At 60.0% G+C, this 17,854-nt stretch carries 10 protein-coding genes; 4 read left to right on the forward strand and 6 right to left on the reverse strand.

The window, feature by feature from the left end:
* Window positions 1-6: 6 nt before the first annotated feature.
* The 4 genes from aceF (at window position 7) to msrA (ending at window position 7,335) form a co-directional block, all read left to right on the forward strand.
* Window positions 7-1,953 (forward strand): dihydrolipoyllysine-residue acetyltransferase, encoded by a 1,947-nt coding sequence (gene aceF, locus AC07W5_RS04905; RefSeq protein ID WP_495013388.1) that lies wholly within the window; start codon window positions 7-9, stop codon window positions 1,951-1,953.
* Between the two features lie 354 nt (window positions 1,954-2,307).
* Window positions 2,308-3,702 carry an alkaline phosphatase D family protein gene (locus AC07W5_RS04910; protein WP_495022882.1) on the forward strand — a complete coding sequence of 465 codons (1,395 nt, stop codon included), beginning with the start codon at window positions 2,308-2,310 and terminating at the stop codon, window positions 3,700-3,702.
* A 217-nt stretch (window positions 3,703-3,919) separates the two neighbouring features.
* The gene (locus tag AC07W5_RS04915; protein ID WP_494993379.1) at window positions 3,920-6,613 is read left to right on the forward strand and encodes a sensor domain-containing phosphodiesterase; all 2,694 of its coding nucleotides are present in this window, start codon (window positions 3,920-3,922) and stop codon (window positions 6,611-6,613) included.
* A 74-nt stretch (window positions 6,614-6,687) separates the two neighbouring features.
* The gene (gene msrA / locus AC07W5_RS04920) at window positions 6,688-7,335 is read left to right on the forward strand and encodes a peptide-methionine (S)-S-oxide reductase MsrA (RefSeq protein WP_495013386.1); all 648 of its coding nucleotides are present in this window, start codon (window positions 6,688-6,690) and stop codon (window positions 7,333-7,335) included.
* A gap of 112 nt (window positions 7,336-7,447) precedes the next feature.
* On the opposite strand, the gene AC07W5_RS04925 is transcribed toward msrA, so the two are convergent.
* The 6 genes from AC07W5_RS04925 to AC07W5_RS04950 form a co-directional block, all read right to left on the reverse strand.
* Complete coding sequence (locus AC07W5_RS04925; protein WP_495022883.1) at window positions 7,448-8,284, reverse strand: 23S rRNA (adenine(2030)-N(6))-methyltransferase RlmJ; 837 nt, start codon at window positions 8,282-8,284, stop codon at window positions 7,448-7,450.
* 231 nt (window positions 8,285-8,515) lie between these two features.
* Window positions 8,516-8,839 (reverse strand): hypothetical protein, encoded by a 324-nt coding sequence (locus AC07W5_RS04930; RefSeq protein WP_495022884.1) that lies wholly within the window; start codon window positions 8,837-8,839, stop codon window positions 8,516-8,518.
* Window positions 8,840-9,485: 646 nt separating this feature from the next.
* The gene (locus AC07W5_RS04935; protein WP_495022885.1) at window positions 9,486-9,845 is read right to left on the reverse strand and encodes a hypothetical protein; all 360 of its coding nucleotides are present in this window, start codon (window positions 9,843-9,845) and stop codon (window positions 9,486-9,488) included.
* Window positions 9,846-9,847: 2 nt separating this feature from the next.
* Window positions 9,848-14,650: an RHS repeat-associated core domain-containing protein gene (locus AC07W5_RS04940; protein ID WP_495022886.1), complete on the reverse strand. Its 4,803-nt coding sequence runs from the start codon at window positions 14,648-14,650 to the stop codon at window positions 9,848-9,850.
* Window positions 14,650-15,387 (reverse strand): DUF4123 domain-containing protein, encoded by a 738-nt coding sequence (locus AC07W5_RS04945; RefSeq protein WP_495022887.1) that lies wholly within the window; start codon window positions 15,385-15,387, stop codon window positions 14,650-14,652. Before AC07W5_RS04945 ends, AC07W5_RS04940 begins: the two co-directional genes overlap by 1 nt.
* A complete protein-coding gene (locus AC07W5_RS04950) occupies window positions 15,377-17,269 on the reverse strand; it encodes a type VI secretion system Vgr family protein (protein WP_495022888.1) in 1,893 nt (630 codons plus the stop codon). Before AC07W5_RS04950 ends, AC07W5_RS04945 begins: the two co-directional genes overlap by 11 nt.
* Window positions 17,270-17,854 lie beyond the last annotated feature (585 nt).

Raw genomic sequence — 17,854 nt, forward strand, 5'->3', positions numbered from 1 at the left:
TTTTCTGTGAGCGAACTCATTCGCGTACCTGACATCGGCAGCGGTGAAGGTGAAGTAATTGAACTGATGGTCAAGGTCGGTGATCGCATCGAAGCTGACCAGAGCCTGCTGACACTTGAGTCGGACAAGGCGAGCATGGAGATTCCGGCCCCCAAGGCCGGTGTCATCAAGAGCCTGAAAGTGAAGCTGGGCGATCGCCTGAAAGAAGGCGACGAGCTGATGGAACTGGAAGTCGAAGGTGCCGCGGCGGCGCCAGCGGCTGCCGCGCCTGCTGCCAAGGCCGAAGAAAAACCGGCTGCCGCTCCTGCTCCTGCAGCGGCTGCTGCTCCAGCGGCTGCAACCACTCAGCAAGTGCACGTGCCGGACATCGGTTCGTCGGGCAAGGCCCAGATCATTGAGATCCAGGTCAAGGTCGGCGACACCGTCGAGGCTGATCAATCACTGATCACCCTGGAATCCGACAAGGCCAGCATGGAAATCCCTTCGCCCGCCGCTGGCGTGGTCGAAAGCATCAGCGTCAAGCTCAACGACGAAGTCGGCACTGGCGACCTGATTCTGGCCCTGAAAGTGGCGGGTGCTGCGGCACCGGCTGCTGCCGTGCCAGCTCAGGCTGCTGCGCCGGCCGCCGCTGCTCCAGCGCCAGCCGCCGCGGCCCCAGCTGCACCGGTAGCTGACAGCGTCCAGGACATTCACGTCCCGGACATCGGTTCGTCAGGCAAGGCCAAGATCATCGAAGTCCTGGTCAAGGCCGGCGACACCGTTGAGGCCGATCAGTCGCTGATCACCCTGGAATCCGACAAGGCGAGCATGGAAATTCCATCGCCTGCCGCTGGCGTGGTGGAAAGCGTTTCCATCAAGCTGGACGACGAAGTCGGTACCGGCGACCTGATCCTCAAACTGAAAGTCAAAGGCGCCGCTCCCGCTGCTGCTCCTGCGCCTGCCGCTGCGGCACCGAGCGCTCCTGCGCAAGCGGCAGCTGCACCTGTTGCCGCCACTCCTGTTGCTGCACCTGCTGCTGCCCCGGCCAAGCCTGGCGCCAAGGTTCACGCAGGTCCTGCGGTGCGCCAACTGGCCCGTGAATTCGGCGTCGAGCTGGGTGCAGTCAGCCCAAGCGGCCCGCACGGCCGTGTGCTGAAAGAAGACGTGCAGGTTTACGTCAAAGCCATGATGCAGAAGGCCAAGCAAGCACCAGCTGCTGGCGGCGCAACTGGCGGCGCGGGCATTCCTCCGGTTCCGGTGGTCGACTTCAGCCGTTTCGGCGAAATCGAAGAAGTGCCGATGACTCGCCTGATGCAAATCGGCGCGTCGAGCCTGCATCGCAGCTGGCTGAACATTCCGCACGTGACCCAGTTTGACCAGGCGGATATCACCGAGCTGGAAGCGTTCCGTGTTGCTCAGAAAGCCGTCGCAGAAAAGGCCGGCGTCAAGCTGACCGTGCTGCCACTGCTGCTCAAGTCCTGCGCACACCTGCTCAAGGAACTGCCGGACTTCAACAGTTCGCTGGCGCCAAGCGGCAAAGCGATCATCCGCAAGAAGTACGTCAATATCGGCTTCGCCGTCGACACTCCAGATGGCCTGCTGGTACCGGTCATCAAGGACGTCGACAAGAAGAGCTTGCTGCAACTGGCTGCCGAAGCTGCCGTACTGGCGGAGAAAGCCCGGACCAAGAAGCTCTCGGCTGACGACATGCAGGGTGCTTGCTTTACCATCTCCAGCCTCGGGCACATTGGCGGCACCGGCTTCACGCCGATCGTCAACGCGCCGGAAGTCGCGATCCTCGGTGTTTCCAAGGCAACCATCCAGCCGGTCTGGGACGGTAAAGCCTTCCAGCCGAAACTGATGCTGCCACTGTCGCTGTCCTATGATCACCGTGTGATCAACGGCGCCGCTGCTGCACGCTTCACCAAGCGTCTGAGCGACCTGTTGGGCGACATCCGCACCATCCTGCTGTAAGCCTCAAACCGGCTCTTCTGTCATGGGAGAGCCGGTTCAGCACTGTTTCCGAGCGCCACGCTCGTACCTCAACCCCGCCAATTTGGCGGGGCTTTTTTTGCCTGAGCTTTTTTGTCTGGATTGATCTCCAGCCCTTCCCGATCAAAGTCGAATGTTCTGACGAGCCTGACAACTTCTCGCCTACAGCACGTTACCGAGCTACGGACTTCATACGTCCCCAAAAACCACACGCTAAAGCTCGCGACTTGAACAACCTGCCCCCCTCGTGTCGTTAACCCTATCGATACAAAACCCAACCCTTTACTGCGCTGGCAATAACTATTTATTAAAAGCTTTTTTCGACAGGACTCGAGAATGATCAAACCCAGCGTTGGCCCGATCATTGGCCATACCACTGCCCATCATTCGCGCATATTGCTGCGTGCCATTTATAGTCGAGCGCCTCTGACCTTCGGCGGTATTCGCCATCGCCGGGCGGGAGAGCAGGCATGGTCGCAAGGCGTTTTCGTCTTGCTGGACAAGCTGCACGATATGACGGGCATCGTTGTACTCAAAGGGCTGGAAGCGGATACCCGATACGAGTATCAGGCGGGCTGGTTCACCACGGCTGACAGGGGTGAAACCGTGGAAACCGTCCACGATCTTGCGCTGCGATGGCCAGAGCGTATTTATACGTTTAACACCTGTTCGAACGATAAGGCCCTGCCACGTTCCTATATCCTTGGCTCCTGCCGTTACTTGCGCATGACGTTAGGCATACCCTCAGATCCCGAACTGGGTGACGGTATATTTGCAGCGATCAACGCTTTGGTACGAGACTCCAGGACCCCGGTCGACGGGATGCTGATGACAGGGGATCAGGTGTACGTCGATGATCTGAATATCGTCGCGCCGGACCGCGAATACGAAGACATTCTGCACAAGTACCGGACGGCATTCTCTCAGCCGCATATCCACCAGCTGATGGCCCATGTGCCGACGTACATGATTCTGGATGATCATGAAATCGAGGATAACTGGCCGGCCAGGGCCAGCAGCGGTGACCAGGCGCTGTTCAACAGTGCCATCCGCGCCTATGAGCTCTACCAGTGCAGCCACAGCCCGGCCCACGCGCTTTTGCCTTCAGGGCAGCTGGAGCGCAGTATTCCTCACTACTGGTATCAGTTCGCTCATGGAGATATTGAATGGTTCGTGCTGGATACCCGGACCCGGCGCACTCTTGCCAAAGAAGACCGGCGCATTCTCGACAGTGAACAGGAACACGCGCTGCTCGACTGGCTTGTCACCAGCAACGCGAGGGTCAAGTTGGTGGTCAGCAGCGTCATGTTCTACCCGGACCGCAAGAACGATGACGGTGATGCCTGGAAATCTTTCCCGGCGCAGCGCGACCGGATCCTTGAATCCATCCGCAGCAACAAGGTCAAGAATGTGATCTTTATCGCCGGCGATGTACACGGCTCGCTGACCAGCCAACTGACCCACTGCGAAGACCCGGACTTCATGGTCCACACCATCGTTTCCTCACCGCTGTGCAACAGCAAGCTGCTGCCCTATGCCAACGCCGGCAGCTTCATCCTGGACCAACCGCTCGCCGGCCTTGGCCACGGCGGCTATCACCAGAAACTCACCAGCCCCGTGGTCAGCCAGGACAATTTCGCGCGCATGACCATCGATACCGAGCGCATCAACGTCGATTACTACGACAAACAGGGCACCCTCCTGCAATCAGTGGGTATTGCCCTGCGCTGATACCCAAGGCGCTGTGTCTATGGGGCAGGTGTACGCTGTCCCATGAACATCAGTTTGCGTGTCACCTGCAGAAATCCTCCACCGTGCCGACACATTCTTATAGCACTTAGCCTTCATCTCACTTGTCAGTCTGTGCCGCATGATGCAACCTTGCCGCAGGCAACAGTAAAGAGGGCGCGAGCCCGGCGCGATCAGCATTTTCGAAGCGAGTTTCCCCATGAAAAGCCAACCCGATGCCACCAGCCGTATGGTGGCCGAGGTAGTGACGCAGTTGCCTGTGCCCTCGCGGCTCGGCATGCTGCGTTTCGAGCGGCTGAATGAGGCTAGCTGGGCGCTGCTGTTCCTTGATCCCAATTGCGAACGTCAATTCGGTCTGGCTGCCGTCGAGCTCTGCGCACTCGTGGGTTCGCCCTATGCCAGCCTGATGGAGCCTGAAGCGCGCTATCAACTGCATGACGCGATTCAGCAGCAATTGACCGCAAGCCCGCATTACCTGATCCGCTATACGCTGCACACCAGCCAAGGGCCTTTGAGCCTGCTGGAACTGGGTGAGGCCTACAAACAACACAATCGGCACCTGCTACGCGGCTACCTGCTGGTGGTCGGGGGCCTGTTCAACGACGACCCGCAACAGCCAGTGCTGGATCTGGAGACTCAGAACACCCGCCTGCAGATTGCCCTGGAACTCAACCAGCGAGCGCAGCAGGAACAGCTCCAGCACCTGGAGCGGGTTCGTGCCCAGCAGGACCTGATTCTGCTCCTGGCTCGCCAGCGCTACAGCACCAACAATTCCCTGCAAGAAGCCGCCGAATTGATCACCCGCAGCGCCTGCGACATCTACGAGGTCGATAGTGCAAGCATCTGGAATCTCGTAGACCAGCATCTGGTGCCGATTTCTGCGTACAACCGAGGCTCCCGGGAATACCGGATGCCAGACGTCATCGATGCGAGCGGTTTCCCCGGCTATCTGGAAGCCCTGCACACCAGCCGGGCGATCGACGCCCATAACGTCATGCACGATTCACGCACCCGGGAAATGGCCGAGAGCCTGCGGCCGCGCAACGTCCACGCCTTGCTCGACGCCAGCATTCGTGTCGACGGCCAGGTAGTCGGCGTGCTCTGCCTTGAGCAGACCGGCATGACCCGCGCCTGGCAGTCGGATGAGATTGCCTTCGCCGGCGAGTTGGCCGATCAGTTCGCCCAGGTCATCAACAACCACAACCGACGCACCGCCACCAGCGCCCTGCACCTGTTCCAGAGGGCTGTCGAGCAAAGCGCCAACGCCTTTCTGCTGGTCAATTGCGAAGGCGTGGTGGAATACGTCAACCCGAGTTTTACCGCGATCACCCAGTACAGCACCGAAGAAGTCCACGGCCACAAGCTGTCGGAACTGCCGGCACTGGAAAACCTCAGCGAATTGCTGTTCGACGCACCGTCGAGCCTGGCCAAGAGCAACAGCTGGCAGGGCGAGTTCAAGAGCCGGCGTAAAAACCTCGAACCCTACTGGGGCCAGCTGTCGATATCCAAGGTCTACGGTGACAATCGAGAGCTAACGCATTACATCGGCATCTACGAAGACATCACCCAGAACAAGCTCGCCCAACAGCGCATCGAGCGCCTGGCCTACACCGACAACCTGACCAACCTGGGCAACCGCCCGGCGTTCATCCGCAACCTCGACGAGCGCTTTGCCCGCGACAGCGACACCCCGATCAGCCTGCTGCTGGTGGACATCGACAATTTCAAGCGGATCAACGACAGCCTCGGCCACCAAACCGGTGACAAACTGCTGATCAGCCTCGCCCGACGGCTGCGTAACAGCCTGAGCCCGAGCGGCAGCCTGGCGCGTTTCGCCAGTAACGAATTCGCCGTGCTGCTCGACGACACCGACCTTGAGGCCGGCCAGCAAGTCGCCAGCCAGTTGCTGATGACACTGGACAAGCCGATGTTCGTCGACAACCAGTTGATCAGCGTCACCGGCTCCGTGGGCCTGGCCTGCGCGCCGCTGCATGGCCGCGACCCGCAAACCCTGATGCGCAACGCCGGGCTCGCTTTGCACAAGGCCAAAGCCAACGGCAAGCATCAGGTTCAAGTGTTCACCGAAGCGCTGAACGCCGAAGCCAGCTACAAACTTTTCGTCGAAAACAACCTGCGCCGCGCCCTGACCCAGAACGAGCTGGAAGTGTTCTATCAGCCCAAGCTCTGCCTGCGCAGTGGCCGTTTACTGGGGATGGAAGCCTTGCTGCGCTGGAACCATCCGGAAAAGGGCATGATCCGTCCGGACCAGTTCATCAGCGTCGCCGAAGAAACCGGGCTGATCATTCCCATTGGAAAATGGGTCGCCCGTCAGGCCTGTTGCATGAGCAAGCAACTGAGCGCCGCCGGCCTGGGCGATCTGCAAGTGGCGATCAACCTGTCGCCCAAGCAGTTTTCCGACCCGGACCTGGTGGCGTCCATCGCCGGCATCCTCAAGGAAGAACAGCTGCCCGCCTCCCTGCTGGAGCTGGAACTGACCGAAGGCCTGCTGCTGGAAGCTACTGAAGACACTCACTTGCAGCTCGACCAACTGAAACGCCTGGGCCTGACCCTGGCCATGGACGACTTTGGCACCGGTTATTCATCCCTGAGCTACCTGAAAAAATTCCCGATCGACATCATCAAGATCGATCGCAGCTTCATTCATGAAATCCCGGATAACCAGGACGACATGGAAATCACCTCCGCGGTGATCGCCATGGCCCACAACCTGAAACTCAAAGTGGTCGCCGAAGGCATCGAGACCTCCGAGCAGTTGGCGTTCCTGCGCCGCCACCGCTGCGACGTCGGCCAGGGTTACCTGTTCGACCGACCGATCCCGGGCTCTGAGCTGATCGAAAAGCTTAAACGCTACCCGCGTGGCCCAATCGCCTGACAGCGCTGTAACACTCGGGCAAACTGTCAGTCTGACTTCTTACTGTTAACTCAATCTGACTGAGAGGACTGATCATGGTCTTGCGCTCGGAAATTCTGGTGAACAAAAACGTGCTCCCAACCAAAGAACAAGCTCTGCCTGGCCGCGAAACCCCGATGACCGTGCCGGAAAAACACTTCGTCCACGACGCCCCGTTGCTGGGCCCTTTCGTCACCGACGTGGATTTCGCGATCTTCGGCCTGGGCTGCTTCTGGGGCGCTGAGCGCAAGTTCTGGCAGCGCGAAGGCGTGGTCAGTACGGCGGTGGGTTACGCCGGCGGTTTTACGCCGAACCCGACGTATGAAGAAGTCTGCTCCGGCCTGACCGGCCACAGCGAAGTGGTACTGGTGGTCTACGAGCCGGCAAAAGTCAGCTACGAAGAGCTGCTGAAGATGTTCTGGGAACTGCACAACCCGACCCAGGGCATGCGCCAGGGCAACGACATCGGTACCCAGTACCGCTCGGTGATCTACGCCACCAACCCGACTCAGTTGGCCGCCGCCAAGCACAGCGAGCAAGTCTTCCAGACCGAACTGACCAAGGCTGGCAAAGGCACCATCACCACCGAAATCGAAGAAGCGCCGACGTTCTTCTTCGCCGAGGCTTATCACCAGCAATATCTGGCAAAGAACCCTGAGGGTTACTGCGGGATCGGCGGCACAGGCGTGACTTGCCCGATTTGATCGGGTGAAGCAAAAAGATCGCAGGCTGCGCCAACTCCTACGGGTGTATCGAAATCCCTGTAGGAGCTGCCGCAGGCTGCGATCTTTTGATCTTCAATCTGCTTACTGCTGATTACTCCGAAATCAACCAATCCATCTGCCAGCCACCCTGAGATTGCCCCAGCTTTTTCGACAGCCATGGCAACAACTCACGCAACTCCTCCTCCAGCCCCCACGGCGGATTGGCGATCGCCAGCCCGGAACCGTTCAGGCTATTGGGCGTATCCAGCGGATGTACCAACAATTCCACCCGCAACAGCTTCGGCGCACCGGTGCCGGCCAGGTCCTGATAGAACCGGCGCAACATCCGTTGATCCTTCACCGGGTACCAGATCGCCGCCACCGTCTGACGCATCCGGCCAATCGCCTCTTTCAACGACGCCGCACAGCGCTGCATCTCATCAAGCTGCTCGAACGGCGGATCGATCAACATCAACGCCCGCTTCTCCGCCACCGGCAGCAACGCCCGCGGCACATGCCAGCCCTCACCCAGGTGCACCGCAACGCGGCGATCACCCTTCATGTTGTCCTTGAGCAAACGCCCATCTTCCGGGTGCTTCTCGTTGAGCAACACCCGATCCTGAGAACGAGTCAACCGCCGCGCCAGCTCCGGCGAGCCCGGGTAATAGCGCAACTCGCCATCCGGGTTCATCTCATGCAACACCTGCATGTAGTCAGCCGTCAGCAGTGGCAGATCCGGCTCACCCCACAACCGGGCGATACCTTCCAGATACTCACCAGTACGACTGGCCTCGTCGCCCTTGAGGTCATACAGACCAATACCGGCATGAGTATCGAGATAGGCAAACGGCTGCTCCTTGCGCGACATCAGGGCGATGAGGCGGGTCAAGGTCAGGTGTTTGAAGACGTCGGCGTGGTTGCCGGCGTGGAAGGCGTGGCGATAGTTCATGGTTGCTCCTGCGCAGGAGACGAAGTTTACCTTGTACAGCGCGGGACGTCAGGGGTTCACAGCCAAGCGGACAGGCGCCGTTTACCTGTAGCAGCTGGCGAAGCCTGCGATCTTCCGATCGTTCCCACGCTCTGCGTGGGAATGCAGCCCGTGACGCTCCGCGTCACAAGAGCGGACGCAGAGCGTCCAGTGAGGCATTCCCACGCGGGAGCGTGGGAACGATCATCAGCGTTATTTCGAAACCTGCGCCTGCAACCGACGCCCGATCACATCCAGCAAATCACACCCATCGCGCAACGCAATGGCGCACAACCGCGCAAAGTCATGCAGGATCACCGCATCGCTATGAATCTCCTCGCGCATCGCCAGGCTCTCCATCACCTGAGTAACAGCCCGAATGCGGTAATCGGCAGCCTCCAGCAACACATCGAGGGGAGCTTGAGTGTCGACAAACAGAGTCGGGATATCGCAATCGTTGCTGGTGAGGGCCATGAAGCGATTGGACGTTTGAGTGGTCGAGGTTGAAAGGGGTGGATCGGGGGTAAGTGTTTTCATTTTGAGACCTCTGGTAAGTATGGGAGCTACCATCGGCCTTCCTACAGGCTTGGGTGGCAGCTATACGCGGGGTAGGAATACCGAGTACCAGAGAAACTCGACCACGCCGAAGCGTGCCCGCGCACAGCCGCCGCAACTGATCTTACGGACGCACAGTAATGGCCGCAAATCAGGCGTCGACGCTTTCGCGTCTCTGATAGTTTTGAAGGGTTCCTACACCCTGCCACTGAATGCGCAGTGACAGCCAAAGACTATCCATGGAGCTCATTGCGCGCCAGTTCACACAAACCACCACAACTCGCAGGAAATCTCCGACGAGTTCGCCCAGAATTTTAGTCGCCTGACAAACCGCCTTCACGGGCAAGCCTCGCTCCTACAAGGGAACGCAATCAATGTAGGAGCGACGCTTGCCCACGATCGAGCGCGTGAAAATGATCGTGGGTCGAGTCTGGGAAAATGTGCTCGCGGATTTAGACAGGAGCAATCCAGGTATCTTCGTTACTTATGATCGTTCCCACGCTCTGCGTGGGAATGCAGCCCGTGACGCTCTGCGTCACTGCCGAAGCGGACGCGGAGCGTCCAGTGAGGCATTCCCACGCCGAGCGTGGGAACGATCCAAAAATAAATCCCCACATCTACTTGTGCCCTACTTTGATTTCGATGCTTCAGACTGATAGCGTGTCAAACACTCAAAAAGAACCTGCATAAATTGCCGTTGATCTTGAACATCATCGTCAAAATAGGTAGTTATTTTGGTAAAGATCGAGTCAAAACTCTCATTCGCACTTAGATAGTGCTTCAACGTGTCTATATACCACTCACGATCACTGTCGCTATAGGAAAGAAATTCCGGCTTCATCAGTATATCGAAGAGCTCAGCAAGCTCATATTTATCATTGACATTCTTAGAAACAATAATCTCCTCCCTTTCCGGATCATCGACATTGTCGATATCAAACAAAAAAAGTAAGCCGCGCAAAATAGAAAGTTGAGGAGCACGCTTCATAATCAAAATTCCGCATAAGACGTTATTGGGTCGCCATTATTATTCAATATGACTACCGCATCACTTTGCTTTCCATACTCCAAACCTCCTCGTTTGTATCCTTCACCTATTTGCTTGCCCATATTCATTGGCTCCTTGGATGCCGCGAGATCGTTTCGCCTAAGAATAAGCCGAGCACGATATATAGCGTTCAACTGATCTCTATAACTTATGAAGCGAGTTGCAGCACTAGGTATTTTAGGCTGACCTGCTTTTTTCCCCTTCGTATAAGTCTCAATAATGCCGGTGGTTGGATTTCTACCTGTTTTCGCCCGTTCACGCTGAGACTCCAATGTAGTTTGTTTACCATGCTTTTGTAGAAAATGAGCACCAGGTGTAGCCCGTTCCATTTCGTCTAACCGCCTATATGCATTTGCTTCTGCGAGCTCATCTATTCGAGCCTGTCTCTCGGCTCGCGCCAATTGCGGTAGAGCGGGCTCACCCTCATCCACCCGCGCCTTCGCCGCCGGGTCTTCCGCCCCCGTCGCCGGCTTGCACCCATCCGCTCCCGGGCAGGTACTCAACCCCAACGGATCCACCCAGCCCGTCGGGTTCGGGGTGTATTGGTAGGCGTTCAGCCCACCGGCCAGTTTGCTCGGGTCCGGGGTCAGGTAGCGGCCGTTGTCCGGAGTGTAGTAGCGATGGCGGTTGTAGTGCAGGCCGCTCTCGGCGTCGCAGTATTGGCCCTGGAAGCGCAGCGGTTGCTCGAGGTGTTCTTCGCTGTCTTGCTTGAGCCGGGCGAGTTTGCCGTAGGCGTGGTATTGCGCCGACCAGACGATTTCGCCGCTGTAGGCGGTGAGTTCCTGCGGGGTGCCGAGGTGGTCGAGTTGGTAGTAGAACGGGCAAGCATTCCGTGGGCCTTCGCCGTCGAGCAGCGCCAGCGGGCGGCAGCTGCCGGGTTCGTAGAGGTAGCTGCGGTAGTGGCTGCCGCCGCGTTCGGCGATCAGCTGGTCGCCTTGCCAGAAGAATTCGGTGCTCTGCCCGTCGACGGTTTTCGCGATGCGCCGGCCGAAGGCGTCGTAGCGGTAGCTGGCGCCACGGCCGTCGGGGCGGGTCATGCCGATCAGCCGGTGCTGGCAGTCATAGCGGTATTCGCTGACGAGGCACTGGGCCTTGCCGCGGCGTTCGCGGATCAGGTTGCCGTAGGCGTCGTAGTCGTAATGGCGGTCGCCGTGCATCCGCAGGCGGTTGCCCTGGACGCGGGCCGGGCCGGGGCGGTCCTGCATCAGCAGGTTGCCGGCCGGGTCGTGGCTGAAGTGTTCCGGGGGTTCGCCCTGGGGATGGCGCACGCCGAGCAGCCGGTCTCGCAGATCGTAGTCATAACGGCGCTGGCCGTGGCGGCTGTCGCTGAGGAGGGCCAGGTTGCCGTTGGCGGCGTAGCGGTAATGCCGGTGGTACCGCGACTGTTGTTGCTGGCTGAGGGCGTGGGCCTGCAGGCGGCCCTGCTCGTCGTACTGGTACTGGCTGAGCAGTTGGCCTTGCTGGCGCTGTTGTTCACGTCCGGCATCAAAGACGTGCGTGGTCAGCCGGGCGCCGTTGAGGTCGATGGCGCTCAGCGCCCCGCCCTGGGCGTGGTGGTAGTCGAGGGTGCTGTGGTCCGGCAGGCGCAGCTGCTTGAGCCGACCGCAGGCGTCGTAGCGATAACGCAGGGTGCCCCAGCCCTGGTGCTCGGTGATCAGCCGGTCGTGCCGGTCGTATTCGAATTCCAGCGGCCAGTCGGTGTCGCGGTCCGCGACGCCGACCAGTCGGCCCAGCGCGTCATAGCGATAGTCGACGGTGTTGCCATCAGGCAGGGTCTTGCGGGTCAGCCGGCCGTGAGCGTCGCGTTGGTAGGTGGTGACCAGCGTTGAGCCGTCGTCACCAAACTCGGTCTTCTCCAGCAGCTGGCCGTTGAGGTCGTAGGCGTAGGCGGTGCGCCGGCCATCGAAGCCGGTCTCCTCCCGGATCAGGCCGTTGGCGGCGTATTCGAGCCGGTAGCGTTCGCCGGCTTCGTTTTCGATCTCGCTGAGCAACAGCCGCGCAGTGTCGTAGCGGTAGCGCAGCTGGCTGCCATCGGGGTTGATCCGGCGGCTGACCAGGTGCAGGTCGTCGGCGTATTCGTAGCGGGTGAGGCGGCCCAGTTCATCGCGTTCGGCGGTGACCTTGCCGTAGGCGTTGTAGCTGAAGGCGCGGCTCGCGCCGCCGGGCAAGGTGGTCTGCAGCAGCCGGCCGACGGCGTCCCACTGGTATTGGGTGACGGCGCCGTGTTCGTCCTGGCGGCGGATCTGCCGACCAAGGACGTCGTAGGCATAAGAGCGCCGGCCACCGTCCGGCAGCTGTTCTTCGATCAGCTGCCCGAGGGGATTCCAGCTCAGGGTGTGGCAGCTGTGGTCGGGATAACGGATGCCGGTTAACTGACCTTTGGCGTCGTAGTGGTAATGGGTGACGTGGCCGTCGGGATCGATCTGTTCGGTGAGATCGCCCTGGGCATTGCGTTGGTAGGTCCACTGCGCCTGACCGCGCTGGCGGCGGTGGAGGTGACCGTTGCGGTACTCATACGCCGTCGGCTCATCCTCGGCGGGCAGCACCGCGATCAGGCGCCCGGCCTCGTCATAGCGGTATTCGATGACGGCGCCGAGCGGGTCCTGTTCGGCGGTCAGCCGGCCCTGGTCGTCGTAGGCCTTGCGGTGTTCGGCACCGTCCGCCTCGACCTGGCGCAGCAGCCGCGCCTGCGGGTCATGGACGTAAAGCTCTGCGCGGCCGTCGGCATGCCGGACGCTGACCCCGCCCTGCTCGTCCCAGACGTAGCGCTGGTCCATCTGCGCAAAACTCGCCCAGTGCCGGATGCAGCGCGCGGCTTTGCCCGTGCGCTCCCATTCCCAGAAGAAGCTCGCGCCCCCGGCCAGTTGCCGCTGCAGGATGACCTGCTGATCGTCGTAGTCGTAGCGCTCGCTGTCCCCGGCGGCGTTGCTCGCCTCGACCAGCCGCTGGCGTTCGTCGTAGCGGTAGCGGACCAGGGTCTGCTCGGTGCGCCAGGCGTCTTCGAGGGTGTCGGCCGGGTGCAAGCTCTGGTAGTCGACGGCGATGATCTGCGCGCGCTCGTAGCGCAGGCGCAGGGCGCGGCCGGCACCGTTGTCCAGGCGCTGGATGCGTTGCTGACGGTCGCGGCTGATCTGCAGGCGGTTGCCGTAGGCATCGCTGAGGGCGCTCAGCCGACCCGCGCGAAAGTGGTAGAAGCGCGCCGCGTCGCCGGCCGGGGCGAGGATCAATTCTTCTGAATCGTCACCCAGGTAAATCGCCGCCCGCGCCAAGCTGTTGTGGATCGCCGGGCGCTCGGTACTGGGCAGCGGGAAGGTGGTGCGGCGGTTCTCCTGGTCGATCCAGATCACCGAATCGCCGCTGATCTCCAGCCGCTGCGCCAGCGGGTGACTCCAGCCCCACCCCAGCCCGCCATCAATTTCCACCGCGCTGCTGCGGTACAGCCGGGTCCAGCTGAACGGCAGCACCCCGTCCAGTTCAGCGTCGGTGAGGCTCAGCAGTTCTTCGCCGGTGACCATCGACACCGGGCAGCCGCGGGTGGCGGTTTGGCTGGCGGTGTCGGCGCTGTCGCCGTTGGGGTTTTTCGCCTGTTTGGGGGCGTCGTCGTGAGGTTCGTGTTTCTTCAGCGTGGCATTGCTGCGCGCGCCCCAGCGCATCTGTAATACGCCCTGTTTCTGCCGGCCAGCCAGCCCCCGGGCGGCGACCTTTTTGTAGCGGTCGACATAGCCCATGAAGCTGTCGATGATGTTGAACATGGCCTCGATGAAGCCCAGGCCAGCCTTGAGGATCTGCGTGCCATGTTTCGTCAGCCGCAGTGTCAGGTAGGCGATGCCGACGCCAGGGCCGACACCAATGCCTGAACCGACAACAGTCAGCACGAGGCCAATCAATAGATCGATCAGGATCTCGACCACGACCGTGGCAATGGCCTCGGCCGTCGTCCCGGCAATCAAACTCGGCGGCAAGGCGTCCAGCCAGATACTCGCGGTGCGCAGCAACAGGCACAGTGCCGCTTCGTCGCTGGCCAGCAGCATGGCTTTTTCCATCACTTGCGGTGCGTCCTGCGCCGACTTGACCAGTTGCTGCGCGCTACTGCCCAAGCGTTCGAGGTGAGCCCCCGGGTTCTTGAGCATGTCACTGATCAGGCCGATGCCGTCCCACACCCCCTCGATCGCCGCCCAACTCCCGGCGAGCATGCCGTTGCCCGCCGCTCGAGCCGACTGCTGCGACCACTGCGGTTTAAACCCCTGCCACTCGCTGCGCAGCCAGCCTTCCAGATCCCGAGTCAGCCCGTCGTAGGCAGCGAACAGCTCATCGACTTGCGACGGGGTCACTGCACTTTGAACCCGGACCCGATAGAACTTGCCGGCCTCGCCCTTGAACTGCGCCTTGCCCTGAGCATCCAGGGTGATGGTCTTGCCGGGACCACCGGCGGCCGGAATCACCTCGACCTGAATATTCCCGAGCGGGATGTCATAGACCGACTCGAACCTGCTCTCGATTTCCAGAATCCTGCTGGTGGGACATTGGGCGACGCTGGAGATGAAATCGTCGTCGCTCTGACTGACCGAAGTGCTGGTGGAGCCGAACTTGATCACTCGCTCCATGTCCAGCAGCGATGGCAGATCGGCGGCGCGACTGCCCTTGTCCAGCGTCCTGGCAAACCAGCTGCGGAGCTGTTGGCGATAAAGACTGAGGGTGTCCTGGAAGCTGTCGAGTTGCGCTTCGATGTGAGCAATGTGATCCATCAGCCTTGCTCCGAGATCAGGTGGTCAGCCAGTGCTTCTTTCGACATGCGAGGTAGCTCTGAGCGGGCAACGAAGGCCGCGACCTTGTGTCTCAAAACGCTTTCTGAATAAGCGCCGTGCAGCTCCGGGCGGGCCTCGCTCAGCCAGGTCAGCAAGTTGTTGGTCTGGGTTACGGCGTCCTTCGCGGCGAGGCGATCAAGCAGCGACAGAGGAACCTCCCACCAGGGACAGGCCTTGGCTGTCTTCACGGCACTGGCGCCAATCTCAAGGCTTTGGCCATTGATCAGGCATCGCGTGAACAGTGGCAGCAGCTCGCTCGCATCAACTTCAGGAGCCTGAAGAATCGGCAGCAGATGGCGCCCGTCCCAGAAGCGAAAAAACACCTGCTTGCCATTGGGCAACAGTACCTTGGTCAAGCTGCGCAAGTGCTCGACCAACACCTCCTGGCTGGCCGAAGAAACTGCCAGCCAGCCCCAATCAGTGGCGTCGGTGCTGGCGACCCAGTCGAGGAATTCGCTATCTGAGGCAACGATCCCGACATAGGGCATCACCCTGTCCCATTCGGCATAAGCGGTGTCGACCCAGATCGGGCTGGCCGTCTGCATTGCGCCCGACTGCTGGAAGGTCTTGAGCGGCTGGGCATCACTGGCGTTGCCAAGAATCACGAACAGCTGCTCTGACGACTGCAATGGTTGGCGCTCGAGCCAGGCTTGAGGTGCAAGGCGCTCAGACATCACAGACACCTTCCTTGCAGCGCTCGCATTCTTCGCAGAACGGCGCGTCGCTTTTCAGGCTGAAAATCTGTGCAGCACTCAACGGTGCTGGCGGGATCAGTGTCGGTGCCGCAGTCAACTGCGGGGCGCCGCCGACCTGAATAGGTACGCTGCTGAATATCCCGCCGGCATTGATGTTGATCCAGTGCCCGCCAGCCTGAATCGTCGCGCTGACACCGCCGTCGATGACCACTTGCCCCAGGGCAAGGACGTGAACCTGTTCACTGGCCTTGAGCGATTGGTTGCGCACCCGGATGCTGGAGGTGCCTTTGACGACGACGCTGCGATCGTTATCCACTTGCACCGTTTGGTCGTGCAGCACGTGCTGGTTCCAGTCGCGCTGGGCACGCAGGTAGATTTCCTCGGCACCCTTGCGGTCCTCAATGCGCAGCTCGTTGTAGCCACCGCCACCGGGGCTGCTGTGACTACGAAAAATGCTCCGGGTCTTGTCGGCCGGCAGATCGAGTGGCAGCGGGTTGGCGGCATTTGGCAGGCAGCCCATTACCAGGGGCTTGTCGGCATCGGCGTCAACGAAACCCACCAGCACTTCCATGCCAACCCGCGGGATCAGCACACTGCCATAACTGTCGTGAGCCCAGCCGGTGGCCACCCGTAGCCAGCAACTGGAATGTTCGTTGAGTTTTGCGTCGCGGTCCCACTGAAATTGAACCTTGACCCGACCGTACTGATCGCAATGGATTTCGCTGTCACCCTGACCTGTGACCACGGCATGTTGATAGCCGAGCATGCGCGGCTTGGGTGCACCCAATGGCGGACGGAACAGCACATCCCAGGGCGTGGCCAGAAAGGTGTTGCGATAACCCTGGGAAAAGCCATCCGAAGAGTCGCTGATCACCGACTCTTCCAGCACCTGAGGCTGCTTGCCCTGATGCTCGACTTCAGTCAGCAACCACAGGTCGTTCCACGCCGAACGCGGATGCTCGACGATTTCCAGAAAATGCCCACTGATCAGCGCCGATTGATCACTGCCGCCCTCGGCCTGGCAATAGTCCGCGCGGTGGCGCTCCAGAGCTCGCTGAGCCAGGTGTTTGCCATCGGTGCGGTCAGCAAAATGACCTGGATAGTCATAGTCTTCCAGCGCCGGTCGCTGCTCGCCAGCAACCGCACTTTCCAGCAGCAGATGCGGCTTTTTGAAGTCGTAATCGCGGCGGGTCACGCCTGTGGTGCGGGTTTCCAGGCGCACACTGAAGCGCTTGATCGCCGGCTCTTCGGCGACCATCCCGCTGCCCGGCAGGTAGACGGTTGGCCATGGCAGTTTGGGGAATACGGTTTGATCATCGCCGAAGATCAGGCGATGACCATCGGGGCTGTGCTGGAAGTGATAGTGGATACCGACCCCGGAGCAGAGCCGCTGAATGAACGCCAGATCGCTTTCGGCGTACTGCACGCAATACTCGCGCTCGGTGTATTGGCTGCCGAGCCGGAACTCGAAAGCATCGCGCTGGATACCATGATCCTTGAGCACTTGAGCGATGATCGCCGGCACCGTTCGATGCTGAAAGATTCGCTGGTTGATGCGCTGAGCGAGATATGCCAGTTGCGGCACCAGGCTGATTTGATAACGGGTCAGCCGCTTGCCGGAGTCGCCTTGGGCCACGCGATAAATCTGCCCGTGAATGCCATTGTTCTGCGCGTCGAAACTGAGGAACGCTTGCCGATGCAGGAGGTTTTCGAGGTCAAGGTCCGAACGCTCGCTGACCAGTTCCAGGTCAAAACGATAGGGCTGGCTGATGGCTTCCTTGCCGGTGAACTCAAGCACCTTGAGCTCACTCCGGACGCCGTCGAGGGTCAAGGTGAAACGCGGTTGATTGGCAGAAGCGAACATCCGATGTCTCTCTGCAGAGTGAAGACGGGCGATTCTGCATGAGCACGAACGGACATTGACGGGAGGGCACGGAAATCAGATTTACCCTACATTTATCAGGAATTGCTCCGTCATTGATGAGGAGCTATGGCTACGCAATGTGCATGGCTTTGTTTTTATTTAGCAGCGAACTATCGGACCGTCTGCATCCATCTGGGTGGATAGACGATTCCGGTTGCCGCGCATTTATGACTGGCGATTCCCCAGTAAAGCCATCAGCCGATGAACCATCACGCTGAAGGTTGCACCTTTGGCACAGACGCCATTCAAAAAAGAAAATAAGGTGCAACCTGCTTTGCCACAATAAGTTACACCCAGCCGGAATTTCAGTTGGCACGTCTGTTTTTTGCTCCTTTTCGGAGCAAGAACCTGATTGCCCAGCAGCAAAAGCACCAAGCAGGCGCGGCATTTCACTGCCGAAATTTATTTCCTGACGAGCCGTCTGTTTTTTCCGACAAAAAAGGGTTGCACCCGGTTGCACCTCTCTCCGTGCACGGCTAATCTTGCCGCCAGCTGATGTCACGCAGTTGTGGCAAACATGAGGAT

It is taken from the genome of Pseudomonas sp. GW821-FHT01E05 (assembly GCF_059422425.1).